Annotated in this window: 20 protein-coding genes; 10 read left to right on the forward strand and 10 right to left on the reverse strand. The window is 64.5% G+C overall.

The genetic code is table 11. The features are described 5' to 3' along the window. Positions 1 to 28: 28 nt before the first annotated feature. The 8 genes from ehuB (at position 29) to doeB (ending at position 7,582) form a co-directional block, all read left to right on the forward strand. Positions 29 to 880 (forward strand): ectoine/hydroxyectoine ABC transporter substrate-binding protein EhuB, encoded by an 852-nt coding sequence (gene ehuB / locus KVT37_RS24050; RefSeq protein ID WP_217577495.1) that lies wholly within the window; start codon positions 29 to 31, stop codon positions 878 to 880. Between the two features lie 158 nt (positions 881 to 1,038). Continuing rightward, positions 1,039 to 1,698, forward strand: coding sequence for an ectoine/hydroxyectoine ABC transporter permease subunit EhuC (ehuC, locus tag KVT37_RS24055; RefSeq protein ID WP_217577496.1), 660 nt, complete (start codon positions 1,039 to 1,041; stop codon positions 1,696 to 1,698). Next, positions 1,698 to 2,357, forward strand: coding sequence for an ectoine/hydroxyectoine ABC transporter permease subunit EhuD (gene ehuD, locus KVT37_RS24060; RefSeq protein ID WP_217577497.1), 660 nt, complete (start codon positions 1,698 to 1,700; stop codon positions 2,355 to 2,357). Before ehuC ends, ehuD begins: the two co-directional genes overlap by 1 nt. Positions 2,358 to 2,362: 5 nt before the next feature. Further along, positions 2,363 to 3,139, forward strand: a complete 777-nt coding sequence (gene eutA, locus KVT37_RS24065; protein ID WP_217577520.1) for an ectoine utilization protein EutA — start codon at positions 2,363 to 2,365, stop codon at positions 3,137 to 3,139. 5 nt (positions 3,140 to 3,144) lie between these two features. Beyond that, the gene (gene eutB / locus KVT37_RS24070) at positions 3,145 to 4,134 is read left to right on the forward strand and encodes a hydroxyectoine utilization dehydratase EutB (RefSeq protein ID WP_217577521.1); all 990 of its coding nucleotides are present in this window, start codon (positions 3,145 to 3,147) and stop codon (positions 4,132 to 4,134) included. A 232-nt stretch (positions 4,135 to 4,366) separates the two neighbouring features. Beyond that, positions 4,367 to 5,359, forward strand: coding sequence for a cyclodeaminase (locus KVT37_RS24075; protein WP_217577498.1), 993 nt, complete (start codon positions 4,367 to 4,369; stop codon positions 5,357 to 5,359). Positions 5,360 to 5,396: 37 nt separating this feature from the next. Next, positions 5,397 to 6,575 (forward strand): ectoine hydrolase DoeA, encoded by a 1,179-nt coding sequence (gene doeA / locus KVT37_RS24080; protein WP_217577499.1) that lies wholly within the window; start codon positions 5,397 to 5,399, stop codon positions 6,573 to 6,575. A 5-nt stretch (positions 6,576 to 6,580) separates the two neighbouring features. Next, positions 6,581 to 7,582 carry a N(2)-acetyl-L-2,4-diaminobutanoate deacetylase DoeB gene (gene doeB, locus KVT37_RS24085; protein WP_217577500.1) on the forward strand — a complete coding sequence of 334 codons (1,002 nt, stop codon included), beginning with the start codon at positions 6,581 to 6,583 and terminating at the stop codon, positions 7,580 to 7,582. Here the strand turns inward: doeB and KVT37_RS24090 are convergent, their stop codons facing one another. Genes KVT37_RS24090 through cyoA form a run of 7 tightly spaced genes read right to left on the reverse strand, consistent with a single transcriptional unit; the run spans position 7,583 to position 14,448 of the window. Continuing rightward, a complete protein-coding gene (locus KVT37_RS24090) occupies positions 7,583 to 8,116 on the reverse strand; it encodes a response regulator transcription factor (RefSeq protein ID WP_217577501.1) in 534 nt (177 codons plus the stop codon). Then, positions 8,106 to 9,452 carry an ATP-binding protein gene (locus tag KVT37_RS24095; RefSeq protein WP_217577502.1) on the reverse strand — a complete coding sequence of 449 codons (1,347 nt, stop codon included), beginning with the start codon at positions 9,450 to 9,452 and terminating at the stop codon, positions 8,106 to 8,108. Before KVT37_RS24095 ends, KVT37_RS24090 begins: the two co-directional genes overlap by 11 nt. Further along, positions 9,449 to 10,207, reverse strand: a complete 759-nt coding sequence (locus tag KVT37_RS24100; protein WP_254634221.1) for an SURF1 family protein — start codon at positions 10,205 to 10,207, stop codon at positions 9,449 to 9,451. Before KVT37_RS24100 ends, KVT37_RS24095 begins: the two co-directional genes overlap by 4 nt. Before the next feature lie 44 nt (positions 10,208 to 10,251). After that, positions 10,252 to 10,626: a cytochrome o ubiquinol oxidase subunit IV gene (gene cyoD / locus KVT37_RS24105; RefSeq protein WP_217577504.1), complete on the reverse strand. Its 375-nt coding sequence runs from the start codon at positions 10,624 to 10,626 to the stop codon at positions 10,252 to 10,254. After that, on the reverse strand, positions 10,623 to 11,249 hold the full coding sequence (gene cyoC, locus KVT37_RS24110; RefSeq protein ID WP_217577505.1) for a cytochrome o ubiquinol oxidase subunit III: 627 nt from the start codon (positions 11,247 to 11,249) through the stop codon (positions 10,623 to 10,625). Before cyoC ends, cyoD begins: the two co-directional genes overlap by 4 nt. A gap of 9 nt (positions 11,250 to 11,258) precedes the next feature. Then, a complete protein-coding gene (gene cyoB, locus KVT37_RS24115) occupies positions 11,259 to 13,256 on the reverse strand; it encodes a cytochrome o ubiquinol oxidase subunit I (RefSeq protein WP_217577506.1) in 1,998 nt (665 codons plus the stop codon). A gap of 10 nt (positions 13,257 to 13,266) precedes the next feature. Continuing rightward, entirely contained in the window at positions 13,267 to 14,448 is a 1,182-nt protein-coding gene (cyoA, locus tag KVT37_RS24120) for a ubiquinol oxidase subunit II (RefSeq protein WP_217577507.1), read from the reverse strand. Positions 14,449 to 14,709: 261 nt separating this feature from the next. Between cyoA and KVT37_RS24125 the strand changes: the two genes are divergently transcribed. Beyond that, positions 14,710 to 16,023 carry an MFS transporter gene (locus tag KVT37_RS24125; RefSeq protein ID WP_217577522.1) on the forward strand — a complete coding sequence of 438 codons (1,314 nt, stop codon included), beginning with the start codon at positions 14,710 to 14,712 and terminating at the stop codon, positions 16,021 to 16,023. A 26-nt stretch (positions 16,024 to 16,049) separates the two neighbouring features. On the opposite strand, the gene KVT37_RS24130 is transcribed toward KVT37_RS24125, so the two are convergent. Both KVT37_RS24130 and KVT37_RS24135 read right to left on the reverse strand, forming a co-directional pair. Beyond that, a complete protein-coding gene (locus KVT37_RS24130) occupies positions 16,050 to 17,069 on the reverse strand; it encodes an NAD-dependent epimerase (RefSeq protein WP_217577508.1) in 1,020 nt (339 codons plus the stop codon). 168 nt (positions 17,070 to 17,237) lie between these two features. Continuing rightward, on the reverse strand, positions 17,238 to 18,320 hold the full coding sequence (locus tag KVT37_RS24135; RefSeq protein ID WP_217577509.1) for a helix-turn-helix transcriptional regulator: 1,083 nt from the start codon (positions 18,318 to 18,320) through the stop codon (positions 17,238 to 17,240). Positions 18,321 to 18,515: 195 nt separating this feature from the next. On the opposite strand from KVT37_RS24135, the gene KVT37_RS24140 reads away from it, so the two are divergent. Beyond that, positions 18,516 to 18,956: a hypothetical protein gene (locus KVT37_RS24140; protein WP_112100145.1), complete on the forward strand. Its 441-nt coding sequence runs from the start codon at positions 18,516 to 18,518 to the stop codon at positions 18,954 to 18,956. Between the two features lie 7 nt (positions 18,957 to 18,963). Here KVT37_RS24140 and KVT37_RS24145 read toward each other — a convergent pair whose 3' ends face one another. Further along, on the reverse strand, positions 18,964 to 20,106 hold the full coding sequence (locus KVT37_RS24145) for an NAD(P)/FAD-dependent oxidoreductase (RefSeq protein ID WP_217577510.1): 1,143 nt from the start codon (positions 20,104 to 20,106) through the stop codon (positions 18,964 to 18,966). Positions 20,107 to 20,312: the final 206 nt, after the last annotated feature.

Below are 20,312 nucleotides of genomic sequence, written 5' to 3' on the forward strand. Positions count from 1 at the left end.
CAAGAAGACAAACAAGGAGTTGGGAACAATGAAGAAACTTGGCATTCTGGCTGGCGTCGCCGGCCTTGCGATCACCACGATGCTGCTCGCTTCTGGCGCCCGTTCGGCGGACGACGCCAAGCTGGAGCAGCTCAAGCAGCAGGGCTTCGCCCGCGTGGCCATCGCCAACGAGCCGCCTTATACGGCGGTGGCCGCCGACGGCAAGGTCTCGGGTGCGGCGCCCGACGTGGCGCGCGAGATCTTCAAGCGCCTCGGCGTCAACGACATCGTCGCCTCGATCTCCGAATATGGCGCGATGATTCCCGGCCTGCAGGCTGGACGCTTCGACGTCGTCACCGCCGGCCTGTTCATGAAGCCGGAGCGCTGCGCGGCGGTCGTCTATTCCGAGCCGGTGCTGTGCGATGCCGAGGCTATGCTGGTGAAGAAGGGCAATCCGAAAGGCTTCAAGAGTTACGAGGATATCGCCAAGGACTCGTCCGCCACAGTCGGCGCACCGGGTGGCGGCACCGAGGAGAAGCTCGCACTGAACGCCGGCGTGCCGCGCGACCGCGTCATCGTCGTGCCGGATGGCCAGAGCGGCCTGAAGATGGTGCAAGACGGCCGTATCGACGCTTATTCGCTCCCCGTTCTGTCGATCAACGATCTGGTCAAGAAGGCCAACGACCCGAACCTCGAAGTCATCGCCCCGGTGGTCGGTGCTCCGGTCTACTGCGACGGCGCTGCCTTCAAGAAGGGCGACGAGGCGCTGCGCGACGCCTATGACGTCGAGCTCGCCAAGCTGAAGAAGTCCGGCGAGTTCGCCAAGATCATCGAGCCCTACGGCTTCTCCGCCAAGGCGGCGATGTCGACGACGCGCGACAAGCTCTGCGCGGCGAAGTGATCTTTCCTTCTCCCCGTTCACGGGGAGAAGGTGGCCCGAAGGGCCGGATGAGGGGCGGCGCCATGCCTTCGCAAGTTCGCGCTGCCCCTCATCTGCCTGCCGGCATCTTCTCCCCGTGAACGGGGAGAAGGCACCAAGAACGCAAACGTTGGAACCCCATGACCCAGTGGTCCGGCTATCTCGGCCTGATATTGCAGGGAGCGCTTGTCACCATCGAGCTGACGCTGATGGGGTCGGTGCTGGCGCTGATCATGGCCTTCCTGGCCGGCATGGGCCGCGTGTCCCGCTTCTTCATTTTCCGGGCGCTTGCTACGATCTACATCGAGTTCTTCCGCGGCACGTCGATCTTCGTGCAGCTGTTCTGGGCTTATTTCGTGCTGCCCTTCGCTGGCCTCTCGCTGACGCCGCTGCAGGCGGGCGTGCTGGCGCTCGGCCTCAATGTCGGCGCCTATGCGGCGGAAGTGGTTCGGGGCGCCATTCTGTCGGTAGGCCGCGAGCAATATGAGGCCTGCACGGCGCTCAATCTCGGGCGCTGGCAAGGCATGCGCCACGTCATCCTGCCGCAGGCACTGCTCGTCATGCTGCCGACCTTCGGCAACAACGCCATCGAGTTGCTCAAGGCGACATCGGTCGTGTCGCTGATCTCGCTTGCCGACCTGACCTTCCAGGCGCAGGTGGTGCGTTCGCAGACCGGCAGCACGCTGATGCCCTTCCTGTCCGTGCTGATCATCTATTTCGCGCTGGCGCTGATCATCTCCTGGGGCGTGCGCTCTCTGGAGCGCCGCATGGCGCGCGGACTTGATGGGGTGCGCGTCTGATGGATTGGGATTGGAACTTCGTTTGGGAGATCATGCCGACCCTGATCCAGGGCGTGAAGATCACCATTCTGGCGACCATTCTGGGCTCGATCCTAGCGGCGATCGTGGGGCTTGGGATAGCGCTGGCGCGACGCTCCGAGAACCGGCTCGTCTCGCGCAGCGTCGGCTGGTTCGCCGAGTTCATCCGCGGCACGCCGCTTCTGGTCCAGCTCTACTTCATCTTCTACGTGCTGCCCGATATCGGCATCCTGTTGCCGCCGCTGGTGGCGGGCGTCATCGGCCTTGGCCTGCACTACGGCACCTACACGGCCGAGGTCTACCGCGCCGGCATCGACAATGTGCCGCGCGGTCAGTGGGAGGCGGCCAAGGCCTGCAATCTCAGCGGCCATCACACCTGGACGCATATCATCCTGCCGCAGGCGATCCCGCCGATGATCCCGGCCTTGGCCAATTATTTCATCGCCATGTTCAAGGAGACGCCGTTGCTGTCGGCGATCACCGTGCTGGAGCTGATGAACCAGGCCAAGAGCGTCGCCAACACCTACTACCGCTATATCGAACCGATGACGCTGGTCGGCGCCTTCTTCCTCGTCATCAGCCTAGGCTCCGTCGTGCTGTTGCGCTGGCTGGAGCATCGCTACGGCAGGATCGAAAGATGAGAAGCATGAAGCCATTACCCGAGATCCGCCTCGAAACGGCGCGCCCCACGCTCGATGCGCGTCCGCTGCAAAAGCGCGTCGGCCTGATCGCCCTGGCTACCGACCACACCAGCGAGGTGGACTTCCGCCGCATGGTGGCGAGCGAGCGCATCGGCGTCTATGTCGCGCGCATCCCCTATGCCAACCCGACGACGCCGAAGAATTTGCGCAAGATGCAGCCGTCGCTTTCGGCGGGCGCAGCACTCATTTTGCCGGACGAGACACTCGATGCGATCTGCTATTCCTGCACGTCTGCTTCGGTGGTGATCGGCGATGCAGAGATCGAAGCCGCGATCCAGGCAGCCAAACCGGGTGTGCCCGTGGTCACGCCGCCAATGGCGGGCGTGCGCGGCCTGAACACGTTCGGCGTGAAGCGCATCAGCATTCTCACGCCCTACACCGTCGAGACCAGCCGGCCGATGGCCGCCTATTTTGCCGCGCACGGCTTCGACATCCAGAGTTTCTCCTGCCTCGGCTTCGAGGACGACCGCGAGATGGCGCGCATAACGCCGGCGTCTGTGGTCGAGTTGGCGCGCAAGGTCACGCATCCGCAGGCCGATGCGCTGTTCGTTTCGTGCACAGCGCTGCGCGCCGCGCTCGCGGTTCGCGGCATGGAGGAGGCGATCGGGCGCCCGGTCGTCACCAGCAACCAGGCCAGCGCCTGGAACTGCCTGCGGCTTTGCGGCGACGAGACGCCGCGACCGGAGTTCGGCCGCTTGTGGACCAAGCCGCTGGCCGCGTGATCGAAATGCTGGTTGCGCTTCAGCATATTCGCGCCGCGCGCGAACGCATTGCCGACAAGATCGAGCGGACACCCTGCGTGCTGTCGCAAAGCCTGTCGGAGCACGCGGGCCATCCCATTCACCTCAAGCTGGAGCACCACCAGACCACCGGCGCGTTCAAGCTGCGCGGCGCCTCCAACGCCATCGCCGCGTTGAGCCGAGAAGAGAAATCGCGTGGCGTCGTCGCCGCGTCGACCGGCAATCACGGCCGCGCGCTGGCGCATGCGGCGAAGCTCGAAGGCATCCGCGCGGTGATCTGCATGTCGAAGCTGGTGCCGGAAAACAAGCTCGATGCGATCCGTCGCCTCGGCGCGGATATCCGCATCGTCGGCAACAGCCAGGACGACGCCCAGCAGGAGGTCGACCGCTTGGTAGCCGAGGAAGGGCTGGTCATGCTGCCGCCCTTCGACCATCCCGATATCATCGCCGGGCAAGGAACGCTCGGACTGGAGCTCATGGAGCAGGTGCCGGATGCCGCGGCGGTGCTGGTGCCGCTCTCCGGCGGCGGGCTCGCGGCCGGTGTGGCGGCGGCAGTGAAAGGGGTGAGCCCAGACACGAAAGTCATCGGCATATCGATGGCGCGTGGTGCGGCAATGAAGGCCAGCCTTGACGCCGGCCGCCCGGTGCAGGTCGAGGAACTGCCGACATTGGCGGATTCGCTTGGCGGCGGCATCGGCCTCGACAACCAACTGACCTTCGCCATGTGCCGAGGCCTGCTCGACGACGTGATCCTGCTTGCCGAAGACGAGATCGCCGCCGGCATCCGCCATGCCTATGAACAGGAGCGCGAGATCGTCGAGGGCGCCGGCGCCGTCGGTATCGGTGCGCTGCTGGCAGGGAAGGTGAAGGCGAACGGTTCCACCGTCCTCATCCTGTCCGGTCGCAATATCGACATGAGCCTGCATCGCAGGATCGTTTGTGGTGAGATCCCCTCATTTGCGGAGCGCGCCGCATGAAAAGTCATCCACGTCGAGTTCCCGCCCACCTCCCTCTGTCCTGCCGGACATCTCCCCCGCAGGGGGGGAGATTGGCTGTATCGATGCCGCCGCTTTTTTTGCGGCGCTTGAGATTGGCGAAAGCAGAGGCGCGGGCTGATCTCCCCCCTTGCGGGGGAGATGGCCGGCAGGCCAGAGGGGGGTGTGCCGGGACGCCTTCCTTCGCAACTGACACCTTTGCGGAGAGCGCCGCATGAGCCGCATGACCATCCTCACCGAAGCCGATTTGCGCAAGATCGTGACGCTCGACCTGGACGCCGTCGCCTGCGTCGAGAACGCTTTTCGGGCTCTCGCCACGCTGCCGGTGGCGATGCCACCGATTCTGCGGCTCGACATTCACGAGCATCGCGGCGAGGTCGACGTGAAGTCGGCCTATGTGCCCGGCATAGACGGCTTCGCCGTCAAGATCAGCTCCGGCTTCTTCGACAATCCGAAGCTCGGCCTGCCCAGCGGCGGCGGCATGATGGTGCTGCTTTCGGCCAAGACCGGCGTGGTCGAGGCGCTGCTGCTCGACAATGGCTATCTGACCGATATCCGTACTGCCGCCGCCGGCGCGGTCGCGGCCAGGCATTTGTCGCGCGAGGACTCCAAGATAGCGGCGATCTTCGGCGCCGGTTTGCAGGCCGGCCTGCAATTGGAAGCGTTGCGGCTCGTCCGGCCGATCGCGGAAGCGCGGATCTGGGCGCGCGACGTCGCCAAGGCCGAGGCAACCGCTGCCCGCCTGCGCGACAGGCTCGGCATCATGGTGCGCGCCGAACCGGATGCAGCGAATGCGGCGGCCGGCGCCGACATCATCGTCACCACGACGCCGTCGACCGAGCCGCTGATCAAGCCGGGCTTCATTTCCGCCGGGCAGCACATCACCGCGATGGGCTCGGATGCCGAGCACAAGAACGAGATCGCGCCGGCGATCCTGCGCATGGCCGATCTCTACGTCGCCGACAGCGCCAAGCAGACGCGGCGTCTCGGCGAACTCCATCACGCGCTCGATGCCGGCGTGATGGCGGCAGACGCGGAAGTCACCGAGCTTGGCCAGATCATCGCCGGGGAAAAGCACGGCCGGCGCTCGGCCAGCGACATCACCATCGCGGACCTCACAGGCACCGGCGTGCAGGACACTGCTATCGCCACTCTGGCCCGCGACCGTGCGCGCGCGGTCAATGCTGGGACCACCATTGAAAGCTGATGCTGGCCGCAAGGCCCAACAAACGAGGATCAACAAAATGCAGCCGAACCTGAAATTCTCGCGGAGCGAATTTGCCGATCGCCTCGCCAAGACGCGCAAAGCCATGGAGGCCAAGGGGCTTGATCTGCTGATCGTCAGCGATCCCTCCAACATGGCCTGGTTGACGGGTTACGACGGCTGGTCCTTCTATGTGCATCAGGCGGTGATCGTGCCGCCGTCGGGCGAGCCGGTCTGGTATGGCCGCGGCCAGGACGCCAACGGCGCCAAGCGCACCGCGTATCTCGCGCACGACAACATCATCGGCTACGCCGACCACTACGTGCAGTCGACCGAGCGGCACCCGATGGACTACCTCGCCAGCGTGCTTGCCGAGCGCGGCTGGGACAAGCTCAGCATCGGCGTCGAGATGGACAATTACTGGTTCTCGGCCGCAGCGTTCGCAGCACTTCAGAAGCACCTGCCCAACGCCCGCTTCGTCGACGCGACCGCGCTGGTGAACTGGCAGCGCGCGGTGAAGAGCGCGACCGAGATCGAATACATGCGGAATGCCGCCCGTATCGTCGAAGCGATGCACCGGCGCATCGTCGACCGAATAGAGGTCGGCATGCGCAAATGCGATCTGGTCGCCGAGATCTACGATGCCGGCACGCGCGGCGTCGACGGGATCGGCGGCGACTATCCGGCGATCGTACCGCTGCTGCCCTCGGGCGCGGATGCCTCGGCGCCGCATCTCACCTGGGACGACAAGCCGATGAAGGTGAACGAAGGCACGTTCTTCGAGATCGCCGGCTGCTACAACCGTTACCATTGCCCGCTGTCGCGCACCGTCTTCCTCGGCAAGCCGACGCAGGCCTTCCTCGACGCCGAGAAGGCGACACTGGAAGGCATGGAGGCGGGCCTCGCCGCCGCAAAACCCGGCAACACCTGCGAGGACATCGCCAACGCGTTCTTCGCGGTGCTGAAGAAGTACGGCATCGTCAAGGACAATCGCACCGGCTATCCGATCGGCATTTCCTATCCGCCGGACTGGGGCGAGCGCACCATGAGCCTGCGCCCCGGCGACCGCACCGAGCTTAAGCCCGGCATGACCTTCCACTTCATGACCGGACTGTGGCTGGAGACAATGGGGCTGGAGATCACCGAGTCGATCCTGATCACCGAGACCGGCGTCGAATGCCTGGCCAATGTGCCGCGCAAGCTCTTCGTGAAGGACTGAGGCCGATGTCCGCTTTGCGCCCGTCGCCGATCACGCCCACCGTCGACTTCGAGCGCGACGGCGTCCAGCACGGCTTCCTGCGTCTGCCGTACAGCCGCGACGATTCCGCCTGGGGGTCGGTGATGATCCCGGTCTGCGTGGTCCGCAACGGCAAGGGCTCGACGGCGCTGCTCACCGGCGGCAATCACGGCGACGAATATGAGGGGCCGCTGGCGCTCTATGAGCTCGCCCGCACGCTCGATCCGAAAAAAGTCTCCGGCACGGTCATCATCGTGCCGGCAATGAATTATCCGGCATTCCGGGCCGGCACGCGCACCTCGCCGATCGACAAGGGCAACATGAACCGCTCCTTCCCCGGCCGTCCCGACGGCACGGTGACGGAGAAAATCGCCGACTATTTCCAGCGCGAATTGCTGCCCCGCGCGGACATCGTCTTCGACTTCCACTCCGGCGGCAAGACGCTGGACTTCGTTCCCTTCTGCGCCGCGCACACGCTGCCGGATAAGGTGCAGGAGGCAAAGGCCTTCGCGGCGGTGGAGGCTTTCTCGGCGCCGTTCTCGATGCGCATGACCGAGATCGACGCGGTCGGCATGTATGACACGGCCGCCGAGGAGATCGGCAAGGTCTTCGTCACAACCGAGCTCGGCGGCGGCGGAACCTCGCGTGCGGAAACCGTTCGCATCGCCCGGCGCGGCATCCTCAACGTGCTTCGCCATGCCGGCATAGTCGATGGTGCGGTCGAGAAGAGCGGAACCCAGTGGCTGGACATGCCGTCGGGCGACTGCTTCGCCTTCGCCGAGGAGGACGGCATGATCGAAACCATGATCGATCTCGGCGAGCCAGTGAAGGAAGGCCAGGTTATCGCGCGCATCCATCCGGTCGGCCGTACCGGCCAGGCACCGCAGGAGATCAAGGCCAGGATGTCGGGCCTGCTCGCCGCGCGTCACTTCCCGGGTCTGGTCAGGGCGGGCGATTGCGTCTCGGTGCTGGGCGTAGCCGTCGGGTAGTTACTGCACCACACGCTTCTCGAGCTTGCGGGCGAGGGTGCGCCGGTGCAGGCCGAGCCGGCGCGCGGTCTCGGAGATGTTGAAACCGGTCTCGACCAGCGTTTCGTGGATGCGCTCCCATTCGAGGTTCTTGATCGAGGTGGGACGGCTGGTGAGCGGCACCGAGGTGTCGCCCTCGTCGCGGCCGAAGGCGGCTTCGATGTCGTCGGTGTTGGCGGGCTTGGCCAGATAATGGCAGGCGCCGAGCTTGATCGCCTCGACCGCTGTGGCGATGCTGGCAAAGCCCGTCAGCACGACGATGCGCATCGACGGATTGCGGGCGCTGAGCAGCTTGACGCATTCGAGCCCCGATCCCGCTCCGAGCTTGAGGTCGACGACGGCGTAGGCTGGAACGGCCGTTTCCAGCGCCGCCAGCAGCGCGTCGCGGTCTGGGCAGACCACGACGTCATAGTCGCGCTTTTCAAACGAGCGTTTGAGCGTGCGCGCGAACGTCGCGTCGTCCTCGACGACGAACAGGGATCGATCAGGCTTCACGGTCGCCTCCGTCGGTCAGTGCCGCCAGCGGCAGCGAAAGGGTTACGCTGGCGCCCTCGCCTGTGTTGCGCGCCGAAACGTCGCCGCCGAGCTTACGCACCACGTTGAACACCAGGAAGAGACCCAGGCCGCCGCCCGGACGCCCTTTGCTCGACATATAGGGCTGGCCGAGGCCGGCCAGAATATCCTTGTCGAAACCCGGTCCGCGATCCCTGACGGTGAACACCAGCTTCTCATCCTGCCGCTCGGCGGTGATGCCGACCCAATCGTGCGATGCTTCCTGGGCATTGTCGAGCACGTTGAAGATCACCTGCCGCAGCGCCGTGTCGGATACGATCGGCTCGTCCGGCTCGAAACTGTTGCCGTAGTCCAGTTTGACGGGCTGGCGGCTGACACACCACTCCTGGACGAGATCGTCAAGGAACTGGCGGATCGTGGTGCGGATCGTGCCCTCCCCCCGCGCCTGGCCGGAGGACATGAGGATGCCGGTCACGATGCTTTTGCAACGCTCGATCTGCGCCTGCATCTCGGCCACGTCCTCGGAAAGCTCGCGGTTGCGCTTGACGCCCTGCATTTGGCGCCAGTCGGACAGAATGACCGAGATGGTCGAGAGCGGCGTGCCGAGTTCATGCGCGGCACCTGAGGCCAGCAGGCCCATGCGCACGATGTGGTCTTCCTCGGCCGAACGCTGGCGCAGGTCTGCGAGATAGGCATCGCGTTCGCGCAGGTTGCGGTTGATGCGCGTCATGAAGATCACGATCAGGCCGGCCGCCAGCACGAAGCAGATGAACATGCCGCGCAGATGCAGCGCCAGAAGATCGCTGCCGCCATGGTGCGGGAGTGCGATCGGCTGGAAGACGAAGATGAGGAAGACGAAGCAGGCCGAAGCGGCCACCACCAGTATCCATGTCGACCATGGCGCCAGCAGCGCGGCTCCCAGCGTGATCTGCAGCAGGTAGAGCGACACGAACGGGTTCGAGGCGCCGCCGCTCAGGTAAAGCTGCGTGGTCAGCGCCGCCATGTCGAAGATCAGCGCGACGAAGAGCTGCGCGTTGCTAATGCGGCGATTGCCGCGCAGGGCGAGCAGGCTGAAGATGTTCAGCCCGACGAGGAACAGCACCACGCCGGCCATCTCGGTAAGCGGCAGCGGGATGGCGAACCAGTATTGCGTGACCAGGATGGTCAGCACCTGCCCCGCCACCGCCAGCCACCGCAGCTGGATGAGCAGGAGCAGGTTCTTCCTGTTCGTCACATCGGAATTCGAGGCGCCGCCGCCCTGGCCGGCAAGCGTTGCCGCCAGGAATGGCTTGTCGTGATGGGGCCAAGCGATGTTCATCGCACCGCATCCAAATTCCTGCGACCAGTGAAGATCTGTCTGGCAAGCGCCATCGCCAGCATCACCGCCAGGGCGAACCAGGTCAAAGCATAGACGAGATGGCTGTTGCGGAAATTGACCACGGTGAGCCCGCCGCGCGGCCAACTGTCCGCGCCGGACGCCCCGGCATCGATAAAATAGGGCGCGACATCCGTCAGGCCGCGCACCTTGGCGATGGCCGGGACGTCGCGCGAATACCAGCGGTTGGCCGCCGGATCGTTGCTGCGCAGGAAACCGCCGCCGGGCTCGCTGATGCGCAGCAGCCCGTCGACCACCGCAGGCGGGCTCGAGCCACCGTTCTCTTGCTGAAACTCCGCCTTGCGATCCTGCGGAACGAAGCCGCGATTGACGAGGACCGTGAACCCGCGGTCGCTGCGCATCGGCGTCAGCACCCAATAGCCGCCGCCAAGCTCGGTCACCGCCTGCACCAGCGTGTTGGCTCCAGCTTGAAATTGGCCTGCTAGCCTTACATGGCGGTACTCGGAGGAGGCAGCGCTAATATCGCCCCAATTCGCAGGACCAGGCGCATCTGCAACCGGTGCATGGATGCGCTGGTCGACGCGGGCGATCAGGTCGAGCTTCCAGACCCGCCTTTCCAGCTGCCAGATGCCGAGCCCGAGAAACACCAAGATGCCGAGAAGCCCTAGCAAGACGAGGAGCAGTCGCGACGCGGCGCCCCTTGACGGCGCGGCGCGAAGGCCAGCCCGGTCGGTCATGTGCTGTGCCCCGACGTCGGTCCTCCCCACGCCTGACACATGGTTCATGGCATCTGCCGCATCTCGTGGAGGCCGGGCATCATGTTGGCGTTGAGGTGATACATCACCCAGAGCGAGCCGCTGAGCACGATGACGACGAGGATCACCGTGAAGATGAGCGCCAGCATCGACCATCCACCCTCCGAGGCCGGCGTCATGTGCAGGAAGAAGACCATGTGGACGATGATCTGCACCGCCGCGAAAGCCATGACGATGACGGCCGTGGCCTGCTTGTTGTCGATAGCGCCGGTCATGACCATCCAGAACGGGATGGCAGTCAGGATCACCGACAGGAAGAAACCGATCAGGTAGCCCTTCAGCGAGCCGTGCGCGGCGCCGCCATGCGCGTGGTCGTGACCGGCATGATCATGAGCGCTCATCGCAACGTCCCCATCAGATAGACGAAGGTAAAGACGCCGATCCAGACGACGTCGAGGAAGTGCCAGAACATCGAGAGGCACATCAGCCGGCGGCGGTTGGCCTCGATGAGGCTGTGTCTCGCGACCTGCACCATCAGTGTCACCATCCAGACGATGCCGAAGGTGACGTGCAGGCCGTGCGTGCCGACCAGCGTGAAGAAGGACGACAGGAAGGCGCTGCGCTGCGGCGTCGCGCCTTCATGGATCATATGCGCGAATTCGTAGAGCTCGATCGACAGGAAGGCGAGGCCGAACAGCATGGTGACGCCAAGCCAGGCTTGCGTCGCGCCGACGCGGCCCTTGTCCATGGTCAGCATGGCAAAGCCGTAGGTGATCGAGGACAACAGCAGCATGGTGGTGTTGACCGCTACCAGGCCGAGATCGAACAGGTCCTTCGGCGCGGGACCCGCCGCGTAATTGCCGCCGAGCACGCCAAAGGCCGCGAACAGCATGGCGAAGATCAGGCAGTCGCTCATCAGATAGAGCCAGAAGCCGAGCATGGTGCTGCCGCCTTCGGCGTGCGCATGCTCCTCTTCGAGGTAGAAGACCGGTCCGGCGTCGGCCGTGGTTGCCGTCGATGCCATGCTCAAACCCTAAGCCTGGGCGGCGAGGAGCGTCGTCCTCGCCTCCTCCGTTTGCGCGACCTCGGCCGCCGGGATGTCGAAGTCGCGGTGATAGTTGAAGGTGTGGCCGATCGCCGTTGCGATCAGGCAGACGAAGCTCAGCGCCGCCAGCCACCACATGTACCAGATTAGCCCGAAGCCGAGGGCGACGCTGAACACCGCCAGGATGACCCCGGTACCGGTGTTCTTCGGCATGTGGATCGGCTTGAAGCCATTGAGCGGGCGACGGTAGCCGGCCTTCTTCATGTCCCACCAGGCGTCGTTGTCGCGGATGACCGGCGTGAAGGCGAAATTGTAGGCCGGCGGCGGCGAGGAGGTCGACCATTCGAGCGTGCGGCCATCCCACGGGTCGCCGGTGACGTCGACCAGTTCGGCGCGCTTGCGGATGGAGACGAATATCTGCACCAGGAAGGCGGCGATGCCGGCGGCGATCAGCACCGCGCCGAAGGCGGCGATGACGAACCATATCTGCAGCGAGGGATCGTCGAAGACGCGCATGCGGCGCGTCACGCCCATCAGGCCGAGGATGTAGAGCGGCATGAAGGCGAACCAGAAGCCGAGCACCCAGCACCAGAACGAGACCTTGCCCCAGAACGGATCGAGCCTGAAGCCGAAGGCCTTGGGCCACCAGTAGGCGATGCCGGCGAACAGGCCGAACAACACGCCGCCGATGATGACGTTGTGGAAATGCGCGATCAGGAACAGGCTGTTGTGCAGCACGAAGTCGGCCGGCGGCACGGCGAGCAGCACGCCGGTCATGCCGCCGACGACGAAGGTGAGCATGAAGGCCAGCGTCCACATCATCGGCAGTTCGAAGCGGATGCGGCCGCGATACATGGTGAACAGCCAGTTGAACATCTTCGCCCCGGTCGGGATCGAGATGATCATCGTAGTGATGCCGAAGAAGGAATTGACGCTGGCGCCGGAGCCCATGGTGAAGAAGTGGTGCAGCCAGACCAGATAGGACAGGATGGTGATGACCACCGTGGCGTAGACCATCGAGGTGTAGCCGAACAGGCGCTTGCCGGAGAAGGTCGAGGTGACCTCGGAGAAGACGCCGAACAGCGGCAGGATGAGGATGTAGACCTCCGGGTGACCCCATATCCAGATGAGGTTCACATACATCATCGGGTTGCCGCCGAAGTCGTTGGTGAAGAAGTTGGTGCCGACATAGCGGTCGAGCGCGAGCAGCGTCAGCACCGCCGTCAGCACCGGGAACGAGGCAACGATCAGCACGTTGGTGCAGAGCGAGGTCCAGGTGAAGACGGGCATGCGCATCATCGTCATGCCGGGGGCGCGCATCTTGATGATGGTGCAGATCAAGTTGATGCCGGATAGGGTCGTGCCGACGCCTGCGACCTGCAGCGCCCAGATATAGTAATCGACCCCAACGTCGGGACTGTAATTGATGCCCGAGAGCGGCGGATAGGCCAGCCAGCCGGTGCGGGCGAACTCGCCGACGAAGAGCGAGGCCATGACCAGGATCGCGCCGCCGACCGTCATCCAGAAGCTGAAATTGTTGAGGAAGGGGAAGGAGACGTCGCGCGCGCCGATCTGCAGCGGCACGACGAAGTTCATCAGCCCGGTGACGAAAGGCATCGCCACGAAGAAGATCATGATCACGCCATGGGCGGTGAATATCTGGTCGTAGTGATGGGCGTTGAGATAGCCTTCCGAACCGTTGAACGCGATCGCCTGCTGCAGGCGCATCATGATGGCGTCGGAGAAGCCGCGCAAAAGCATGACGAGCCCCAGCACCATGTACATGACGCCGATCTTCTTGTGGTCGACGCTGGTGAACCACTCGCGCCAGAGATAACCCCAGAGCTTGAAATAGGTGATGGCGACGAGAACCGCGAGGCCGCCGAGCGCCACCACGATGAAGGTGCCGACGACGATCGGCTCGTGCAGCGGCAGCGACTCCAGCGTGAGGCGGCCGAAGATGAATTTGGTCAGCGACTCGGGCATCCGCGATTCCTCACAATTCCAGGCGCAGCAGGCCGAGCGAAGGCGCCTCGGCGTCGGCGCGGCGGGTCCCCGCACCGGGCGCTAGCAGGCCGACGCCGCGCAGCGGCGACAGATCCCTGAGCGGCCAACCCTTGTCATCGTCAAGACGGGCCGCACGGGAAGCGGCGGCCGCCTCTTCTGCCGTACAGATGCTCGCGACATAGGACGGCGCGTCGCCGAACACCGCGCCGCGCCGGGCGAGCTTGTCATATTGCAGCGGCAAGGTGTTGCGCACGCCGGCGAGTCCGAGACCGCCCTTTGCGTCGATCGACATCATCTCGTTCATGCACATCTTGCCGCGTTCGACGCACAGATTGAGGATGGCGCCGTAGAGGTCGGGATCGACGGAGGCGTAACGGCGGACCGGCTCGTTCTCGCTCGGGCGTTCGAGCTCGAGATAGGTCTCGCGGCTGAGCGTGCCCTGCGCGCTCTTGGCCTGCGCCACCCAGTCGGCGAAGGCCTGGTCGGAGAGGCCGTGGAAGGCGAAGCGCATGCCGGAGAAGCCGGCGCCGCTGTAATTGGCCGAGAAGCCGGTATAGGTGCCCGGACGGTTGATGACGGCGTGCAGCTTCGTCTCCATGGCAGGCATGGCGTAGATCTGCCCGGCAAGGGCCGGAATGTAGAAGGAGTTCATCACCGTCGAGGAGGTGATACGGAAGTCGATCGGCTGGTTGACCGGCGCCGCCAACTCGTTGACGGAGGCGATGCCGTATTCCGGATAGATGAAGAGCCATTTCCAATCGAGGGCGACGACCTCCACTTTAAGTGGCTTGTGGTTCTGCGTGACCGGCTGTCCAGGCTCGATGCGGTCGATGCGCCGGTAGGGATCGAGCAGATGGGTGCCGAGCCAGGTCAGCGCGCCCAGGCAGATGATGACGAGCAGGGGTGCTGCCCAGATCACCAGCTCCAGCTTGGTCGAATGGTCCCAGTCGGGTGTATAGGTCGCCGTGGTGCTGGATTGCCGGTAGCGCCAGGCAAACAGCACGGTCAGCGCCATGACAGGCACGATGATGAGCAACATCAGCAGCGTCGAAACGACGAGCAGGTCGCGCTGCTGCGCCGCGACGTCGCCCGCGGGCGACAGCACGACAAGGTCGCAGCCGCTCAGCAGCGCGGCCAGGGGAAACAGAAGCAAGGCTCCGGATCGTTTCATCAACGCTGCCCTCGATGGCGTCGCAACAGGCTTTTGCAGGCTACAACGCGATATGGGCCAACGGCTACTGCCGCCGGCACGGCGACGACATTGGACAATTTGTCCAATGCCCAGTTACCATGGCTTTCGCGAAACTGTGCACGCATAATAGGATGACGACAACCGCATCCGGATGACGATGATCGCGTCATGATGACGACAAAGTCGCATCCGGATGACGACAACCGCATCCTGAACCCGAGCTCGGTGGCGACGGACAAGATGGCTGAAACTTCGACTGCCGAAACTGACAGCAGGCTGATCGGCTCGCATCACGGCCAGGTCAGCGCCGGCGATATCGCTGTCGGCGTGATCATCGGCAGGACGTCGGAATTCTTCGATTTCTTCGTCTATGCGATCGCTTCCGTCATCGTCTTCCCCAAGCTTGTCTTTCCAACGCATGATCCGCTGGCCGGCACGCTCTACTCCTTCGCCATCTTCGCGCTCGCCTTCATCGCGCGCCCGTTCGGCACCGTGCTGTTCATGGCGATCGACCGCGCCTATGGCCGCGGCGCCAAGCTGACCATCGCGCTGTTCCTGCTCGGCACGTCGACCGTCGCCATGGCATTCCTGCCCTCCTATGAGGACGTCGGCGCGGTCGCCGCCTGGTTGCTGTCGCTTACCCGCTTCCTGCAGGGCCTGGCGCTCGGCGGCACATGGGACGGGCTGCCCTCGCTGCTGGCGCTTAACGCACCGCAGAACCGGCGCGGCATCTATGCCATGATCCCGCAGCTCGGCGCGCCGATCGGGCTCATCGTGGCAAGCTCGCTGTTTGCCTTCTTCGTCGCCAATCTCTCGGCCGACGACTTTTTCAGCTGGGGCTGGCGCTATCCCTTCTTCGTCGCCTTCGCCATCAATGTCGTGGCGCTATTTGCCCGGCTGCGCATCGTGGTGACGCCCGAGTTCTCGAAACTCTACGAGAGCGGCGACCTGCAGCCGACGCGCATCAGGGACATGATTAGCACGGAAGGCCGCAATGTCGTCGTCGGCGCCTTCGCGCCGCTGGCGAGCTTCGCCCTGTTCCACATGGTAACGGTGTTTCCGCTCTCCTGGGTGTTCCTGTTCACTAATGAAGGGCCGGAGCGTTTCCTGGTCATCGAAGCGGTGAGCGCGCTGTTCGGCATCGCGGCGATCGTCGCGTCGGGTCCGCTGGCCGACCGCGTCGGACGCCGCGCCCTGCTCGGCGGCGGCGCCGTCGCCATCGCCGCGTTCAGCGGCTTTGCCCCTCAGCTTCTCAATGGCGGCACCGTCGGCGAGGCGCTGTTCATGGTGCTGGGCTTCATTCTGCTCGGGTTGAGCTTCGGGCAATCCTCGGGTGTCGTCGCATCGAGCTTCTCGCGCCAGCATCGCTATACCGGCTCGGCGGTGACGTCGGACCTTGCCTGGATGTTCGGCGCCGGCTTCGCGCCGCTTGCCGCGCTGCTGCTGGCCGGGAATTTCGGCCTCATCGCCGCCGGCGCCTATCTGCTGTCGGGCGCCGCCTGCACGCTGATCGCGCTGTGGATCGACCGGCAGGCCTCGACGGCCGGCCGCTAGCACATGTCGTGTCTGCAAACGTCCAATCAGACCTGGTAGAAATCCCGGTACCATTCGACGAAGCGCGGGATGCCGGTCTCGATCGGAATCCCGGGCTTGAAGCCGGTCACCTCTTCGAGCGAGGTGACATCGGCGTAGGTCGCCGGCACGTCGCCCGGCTGGATCGGCATCAGGTTGCGGATTGCCTTGCGCCCGAGCGCGTCCTCCAGCACGTCGATCAGCCGGCTCAGCTGCACGGGCGAACTGTCGCCGATATTGTGGATCCTGTAGGGCGCGCTGCTCGTCGCGGGATCAGGCGCGGCGCTCGTCCAATCGGGATTGGGTGTCGCGGAATGCCGCATGACGCGGACCACGCCTTCGACGATGTCGTCGATATAGGTGAAGTCCCGCTGCATGTTGCCATGGTTGAAAACATCGATCGGCTGGCCGGCGAGGATGGCCTTGGTGAAGATGAACAAGGCCATGTCGGGCCGTCCCCACGGACCATAGACGGTGAAGAAGCGCAGACCCGTCGTCGGCAGGCTGAACAGATGGCTGTAGGTGTGCGCCATCAGCTCGTTCGCCTTCTTGCTGGCGGCGTAGAGGCTGAGCGGATGGTCGGCGGAATCATGCACCGAGAACGGCATGCGCACGCTGCCGCCATAGATCGAGCTCGACGATGCATAGACGAGATGGCCGACCGAGGCCTGCCTGCATCCTTCCAGGATGTTGAGGAAGCCGTTGAGATTGCTCTGCGCATAGGCGTGCGGGTTGATCAGCGAATAGCGGACACCCGCCTGCGCGGCGAGATTGACGACGATCTCCGGCGCGGCCGAGGCAAACAGCGCCGAGATACGGTCACGGTCGACGAGATCGACATGCTCGAAACGAAAGCTCGGGAATTCTTTCAGCCGCTCGAGCCGCGCCTGCTTCAGGGCGACGTCGTAATACTCGTTCATGGAATCGAGGCCGACAACCTGCCGGCCCTCGGCCAGCAGCCGGTGGCAAAGGTGAAAGCCGATGAAGCCGGCCGCGCCGGTGATCAGTATAGGCCTGCTCGACGTCAATCCATGCCCCCAACGTTACGCCAGACCACCCACAGACCGATTGTTCGCCGCCAGCCCGCAGTCACATCCGGAATTCCTCAGGCCGGCCGAAAACTTGCGCCTTTTATGGCAGGCCGTCGACGAATTCAACGATACGCCTTTCTCCGCTGTCTCGACACAGCCTACCGGTCATCGCGGCGCCAGTGGCTGGAGCGTCTTCAACATGGCGACCAGCTGGCTCTGCTGGTGGCTGCCGGTTTTCTGGAAGACGCGCTCGAGATAGGTTCGGGCGGATTTTATGGTGATGCCACCTCGCGCGGCCGTTTCCGCCAAAGTGAACCCGGCGGCAAGATCGGCCGCCAGCCGCGCCTCGGCCGGCGTCAGATCGAACAGGGCATTGAGCAGGCTTGCCGAAGGCACGAGCGCGCTCGGCTTGATCGGCGTCGCCATCACAAGGATGTCGGCGTTGCCGAAGATGTCGTGCGCGGAGCGCCGCAGCGGCAACAGGTGGACGACGAAAGGCGCCTCGCCGCCGATCCCCGGAACGGGGATGGAGCCGACCGCATCGTCGGTGCGGCTCATGCCGGTGACGGCCAGCTGGAACAACCGGTTGGCGTTGCGGTCGGCGATCGCCAGTCCGCCATAGGCTACGGGCAGGAACGCCGTGTCGAGCCGGTCCAGATGCGGGTTGGTCGCCATGACACGCCCGTTGGCCGACAGCACCGCGGCCGGCAAGCCAAGCAGGTCGAGCGCCGAGGTGGCCGCCGCCGCCCGCTCCACCCGCAGCCGGCCGGCAACGAGGCTGGCGCGGGCAAGATGGGGCCGTAGCGCATCCAGCCCGTCGACCTCGTCCTGCGCGAAGCCGCCGTCCCTGATCCATTTCTGGAAGACGAAGGTCGCGAGCTCGCCGGTCGGCATCGGTATCGCGGTGCACAGATGCGCGCCGATGCCGAATTGCCTCAGCATGACGCGGGCCGGATCGCGTTCGATCTCATCGGGGCTCATAAAGTCGTCGACGCGCACGAAGCTTGCCGGCTGCAGGCCGCACATCTTCTGCACGCTGTCGCAGAACTTCCAGAAATCGCCTTTGACGAACTCGTCGAACAACGACCGCAGATTGTCGAGCGTCGTTCCGCGCGGCGGTGCGTCGTCGCTGAAGAAGAAGACCTGGGCGCTGGCCGAATTCGACAGGCCGCTCGCTTTCTCGAGCACCGAGTTCCAGCGCTCGGGAACGAAAGCCGCCTCGTAAATGGTTTCAATCAGGTCGATCATGGCCGCCCCCCGCTGGGCCGCCAGTATCCGACAGAGGAAGTTCGATCTCAAGCCAACGCTTATATACGGGCCCGCCATGGGCTCGAACCCATCCATTCGGAATGAGGTTTCGCGTACCACGCATATCGGGGATTTTCTTTTCTTGGTGATCCCCTTTCGTTGGGGCAAACTGCTACAGGGCTGTCAGGAGGAGAAATGAGAGCACGCGCAGCGACGGTCGGAGACCTCGAAGATGTTTTCCACGGCCTGTCCAAACGAATGTCGGACGAGTATGTGGCCGCCGGCAAGGACAGCAAAAGCGCCTATGACAATCTGATGATGAACCTGAAGGAAGGCCGGGCGCATGCGCTCGTGCAAGACGATAGGACCATGGCGATCATCGCCTGGCATGAAGACGCGGACGCCGCCGATACGCTGTTCGCCGCCCAGGAGGATTTCTTCAACGCCGCGACAGTCCGCTTCTGCAAGCGGCATATCCGTCACGTCCAGGCGCTTGCCGGCAACCTTCCGATACATTCGCGCAGCTGGCTGGAACGGCCCGACGTCGCGAGATGGTTCCGGGTGATCGGCTATATCGACCGAGGCCGGGAGAACGGCGCCACCTTGTTCGAGCTGCCGCCCTCTCGCAATGGCTGAAGGCGGTTCACGAACCGAACCAACGCGACCGCCGGCTTGAGCCGAACTTTTCCTTGTCGGCACGCAGCGCCACCGAGGGCTCGAAGTAGTTGCCGGTCGGCACGGGGCCAGAGAAGAAATCGACCTCGACCTTGCCGATGCGGCCGCCGCCGAATTCGATGTAGCAGGTGCCGAAGCCGTCATAGAGCGTGCCGCTACCGCTTTGGCGCAATTTTGCGATGAGGGCGGTGGCCACCGCCCGTGCCGCGCCTTCCGCGAACACGCCGGCCTTGGGCGTCCCGGTGTTGGCGCCGTCACCGACGGCGTAGACATTCTCGTATTTGGTTTCGAGCGTGCGCGGATTGACCGGGATCCAGCCATTCTCCGCCATGCCGCTTTCCAGCACCACCGGCGGCACGCGATGTTTGGGAACGCCGAGGAAAAGGTCGAAGGGCATTTCCGTGCCATCGTCCAGCACCGCCACGTTGCGGGTATTGTCGACCGAGGCGACGCGACGGCTCGGGATGAACCTGATGCCGCGCTCGGCGAAGGCCGCAAGCAGTGCCTTCGAGGTGTCGGGAGACGGCGGTACCGGGCTGCCTAGCGGCAGCACCAGCGATATTTCGCAGGCCTCGCGCACACCTTGCCGCATCAGATAGTCGTGCAGCATCAGCACGCATTCGCTTGGCGCCGGCGGGCATTTGTAGGGCGCGCCGCAGACGCCGACCATCGCCCTGCCCTTCTTGAAGGTGGGCAATACGTCGCGCAGCCGCTCCGCGCCGGCAACCGAATAGAACTCGTTGGTCCCCGACAGCCCGGGTGTGGCGTCGAAATCATAGTCGGCGCCAAGCGCCACGATCAGGTAGTCGGCATCGAAGACGCCGTCATCGGTGTTGGCTCGCCGCCTTTCCGGATCGATCGCGGTGACGGTTCGCTTCAGCAGGCGCACGCCGGGCTTGGCGTAGCTCTTGTAGGGCAAACGCACAGCCTCCGGCGCCTTCAGGCCGAACATCACGTCGAGCTTCGAAAAGCCGAAGATGAAGGCGTCGCTCTTGTCGATCAGCGTGACATCGATTGCGTCGCCCATCGCTTCGGACAGCAGCGTCGTCAGTTCCAGGCCGCCAAAGCCCGCTCCCAGAACGACGATGGATGGTTTCCTTGCAGTGCTCATCTTGGTTCCCCACGTCTTGGCGCCATGCCGTGGCGCCGGATTGAACTCGTTCGTTGCCTTTCCGATGGCGGCGAGGGCGCGTCACACGCCCTCGCCGCCGGTGCCCCGCCGCCCTGAGCCTTGGTCAGATCTGTCAGGTCAGCACGGGCTGCGGCACGATGCGGATGTAGGGCTTCGGTTCCTTCCAGCCCTGCGGATAAAGCTGC

Origin of the sequence: Mesorhizobium sp. GbtcB19 (assembly GCF_019091085.1) — a bacterium.
Lineage (GTDB): Bacteria > Pseudomonadota > Alphaproteobacteria > Rhizobiales > Rhizobiaceae > Mesorhizobium.

Excerpts from the sequence above, each read along its gene's own strand:
- cyoA (WP_217577507.1), bottom strand. The coding sequence starts at position 14,448 with ATGAAACGATCCGGAGCCTTGCTTCTGTTTCCCCTGGCCGCGCTGCTG.
- KVT37_RS24135 (WP_217577509.1), bottom strand. The coding sequence starts at position 18,320 with ATGATCGACCTGATTGAAACCATTTACGAGGCGGCTTTCGTTCCCGAG.
- KVT37_RS24145 (WP_217577510.1), bottom strand. The coding sequence starts at position 20,106 with ATGAGCACTGCAAGGAAACCATCCATCGTCGTTCTGGGAGCGGGCTTT.
- cyoC (WP_217577505.1), bottom strand. The coding sequence starts at position 11,249 with ATGGCATCGACGGCAACCACGGCCGACGCCGGACCGGTCTTCTACCTC.
- ehuD (WP_217577497.1), top strand. The coding sequence starts at position 1,698 with ATGGATTGGGATTGGAACTTCGTTTGGGAGATCATGCCGACCCTGATC.
- cyoB (WP_217577506.1), bottom strand. The coding sequence starts at position 13,256 with ATGCCCGAGTCGCTGACCAAATTCATCTTCGGCCGCCTCACGCTGGAG.
- ehuC (WP_217577496.1), top strand. The coding sequence starts at position 1,039 with ATGACCCAGTGGTCCGGCTATCTCGGCCTGATATTGCAGGGAGCGCTT.
- KVT37_RS24100 (WP_254634221.1), bottom strand. The coding sequence starts at position 10,207 with ATGACCGACCGGGCTGGCCTTCGCGCCGCGCCGTCAAGGGGCGCCGCG.
- KVT37_RS24075 (WP_217577498.1), top strand. The coding sequence starts at position 4,367 with ATGAGCCGCATGACCATCCTCACCGAAGCCGATTTGCGCAAGATCGTG.
- cyoD (WP_217577504.1), bottom strand. The coding sequence starts at position 10,626 with ATGAGCGCTCATGATCATGCCGGTCACGACCACGCGCATGGCGGCGCC.
- eutB (WP_217577521.1), top strand. The coding sequence starts at position 3,145 with ATGCTGGTTGCGCTTCAGCATATTCGCGCCGCGCGCGAACGCATTGCC.
- doeA (WP_217577499.1), top strand. The coding sequence starts at position 5,397 with ATGCAGCCGAACCTGAAATTCTCGCGGAGCGAATTTGCCGATCGCCTC.
- KVT37_RS24095 (WP_217577502.1), bottom strand. The coding sequence starts at position 9,452 with ATGAACATCGCTTGGCCCCATCACGACAAGCCATTCCTGGCGGCAACG.
- eutA (WP_217577520.1), top strand. The coding sequence starts at position 2,363 with ATGAAGCCATTACCCGAGATCCGCCTCGAAACGGCGCGCCCCACGCTC.
- ehuB (WP_217577495.1), top strand. The coding sequence starts at position 29 with ATGAAGAAACTTGGCATTCTGGCTGGCGTCGCCGGCCTTGCGATCACC.
- doeB (WP_217577500.1), top strand. The coding sequence starts at position 6,581 with ATGTCCGCTTTGCGCCCGTCGCCGATCACGCCCACCGTCGACTTCGAG.
- KVT37_RS24140 (WP_112100145.1), top strand. The coding sequence starts at position 18,516 with ATGAGAGCACGCGCAGCGACGGTCGGAGACCTCGAAGATGTTTTCCAC.
- KVT37_RS24125 (WP_217577522.1), top strand. The coding sequence starts at position 14,710 with ATGGCTGAAACTTCGACTGCCGAAACTGACAGCAGGCTGATCGGCTCG.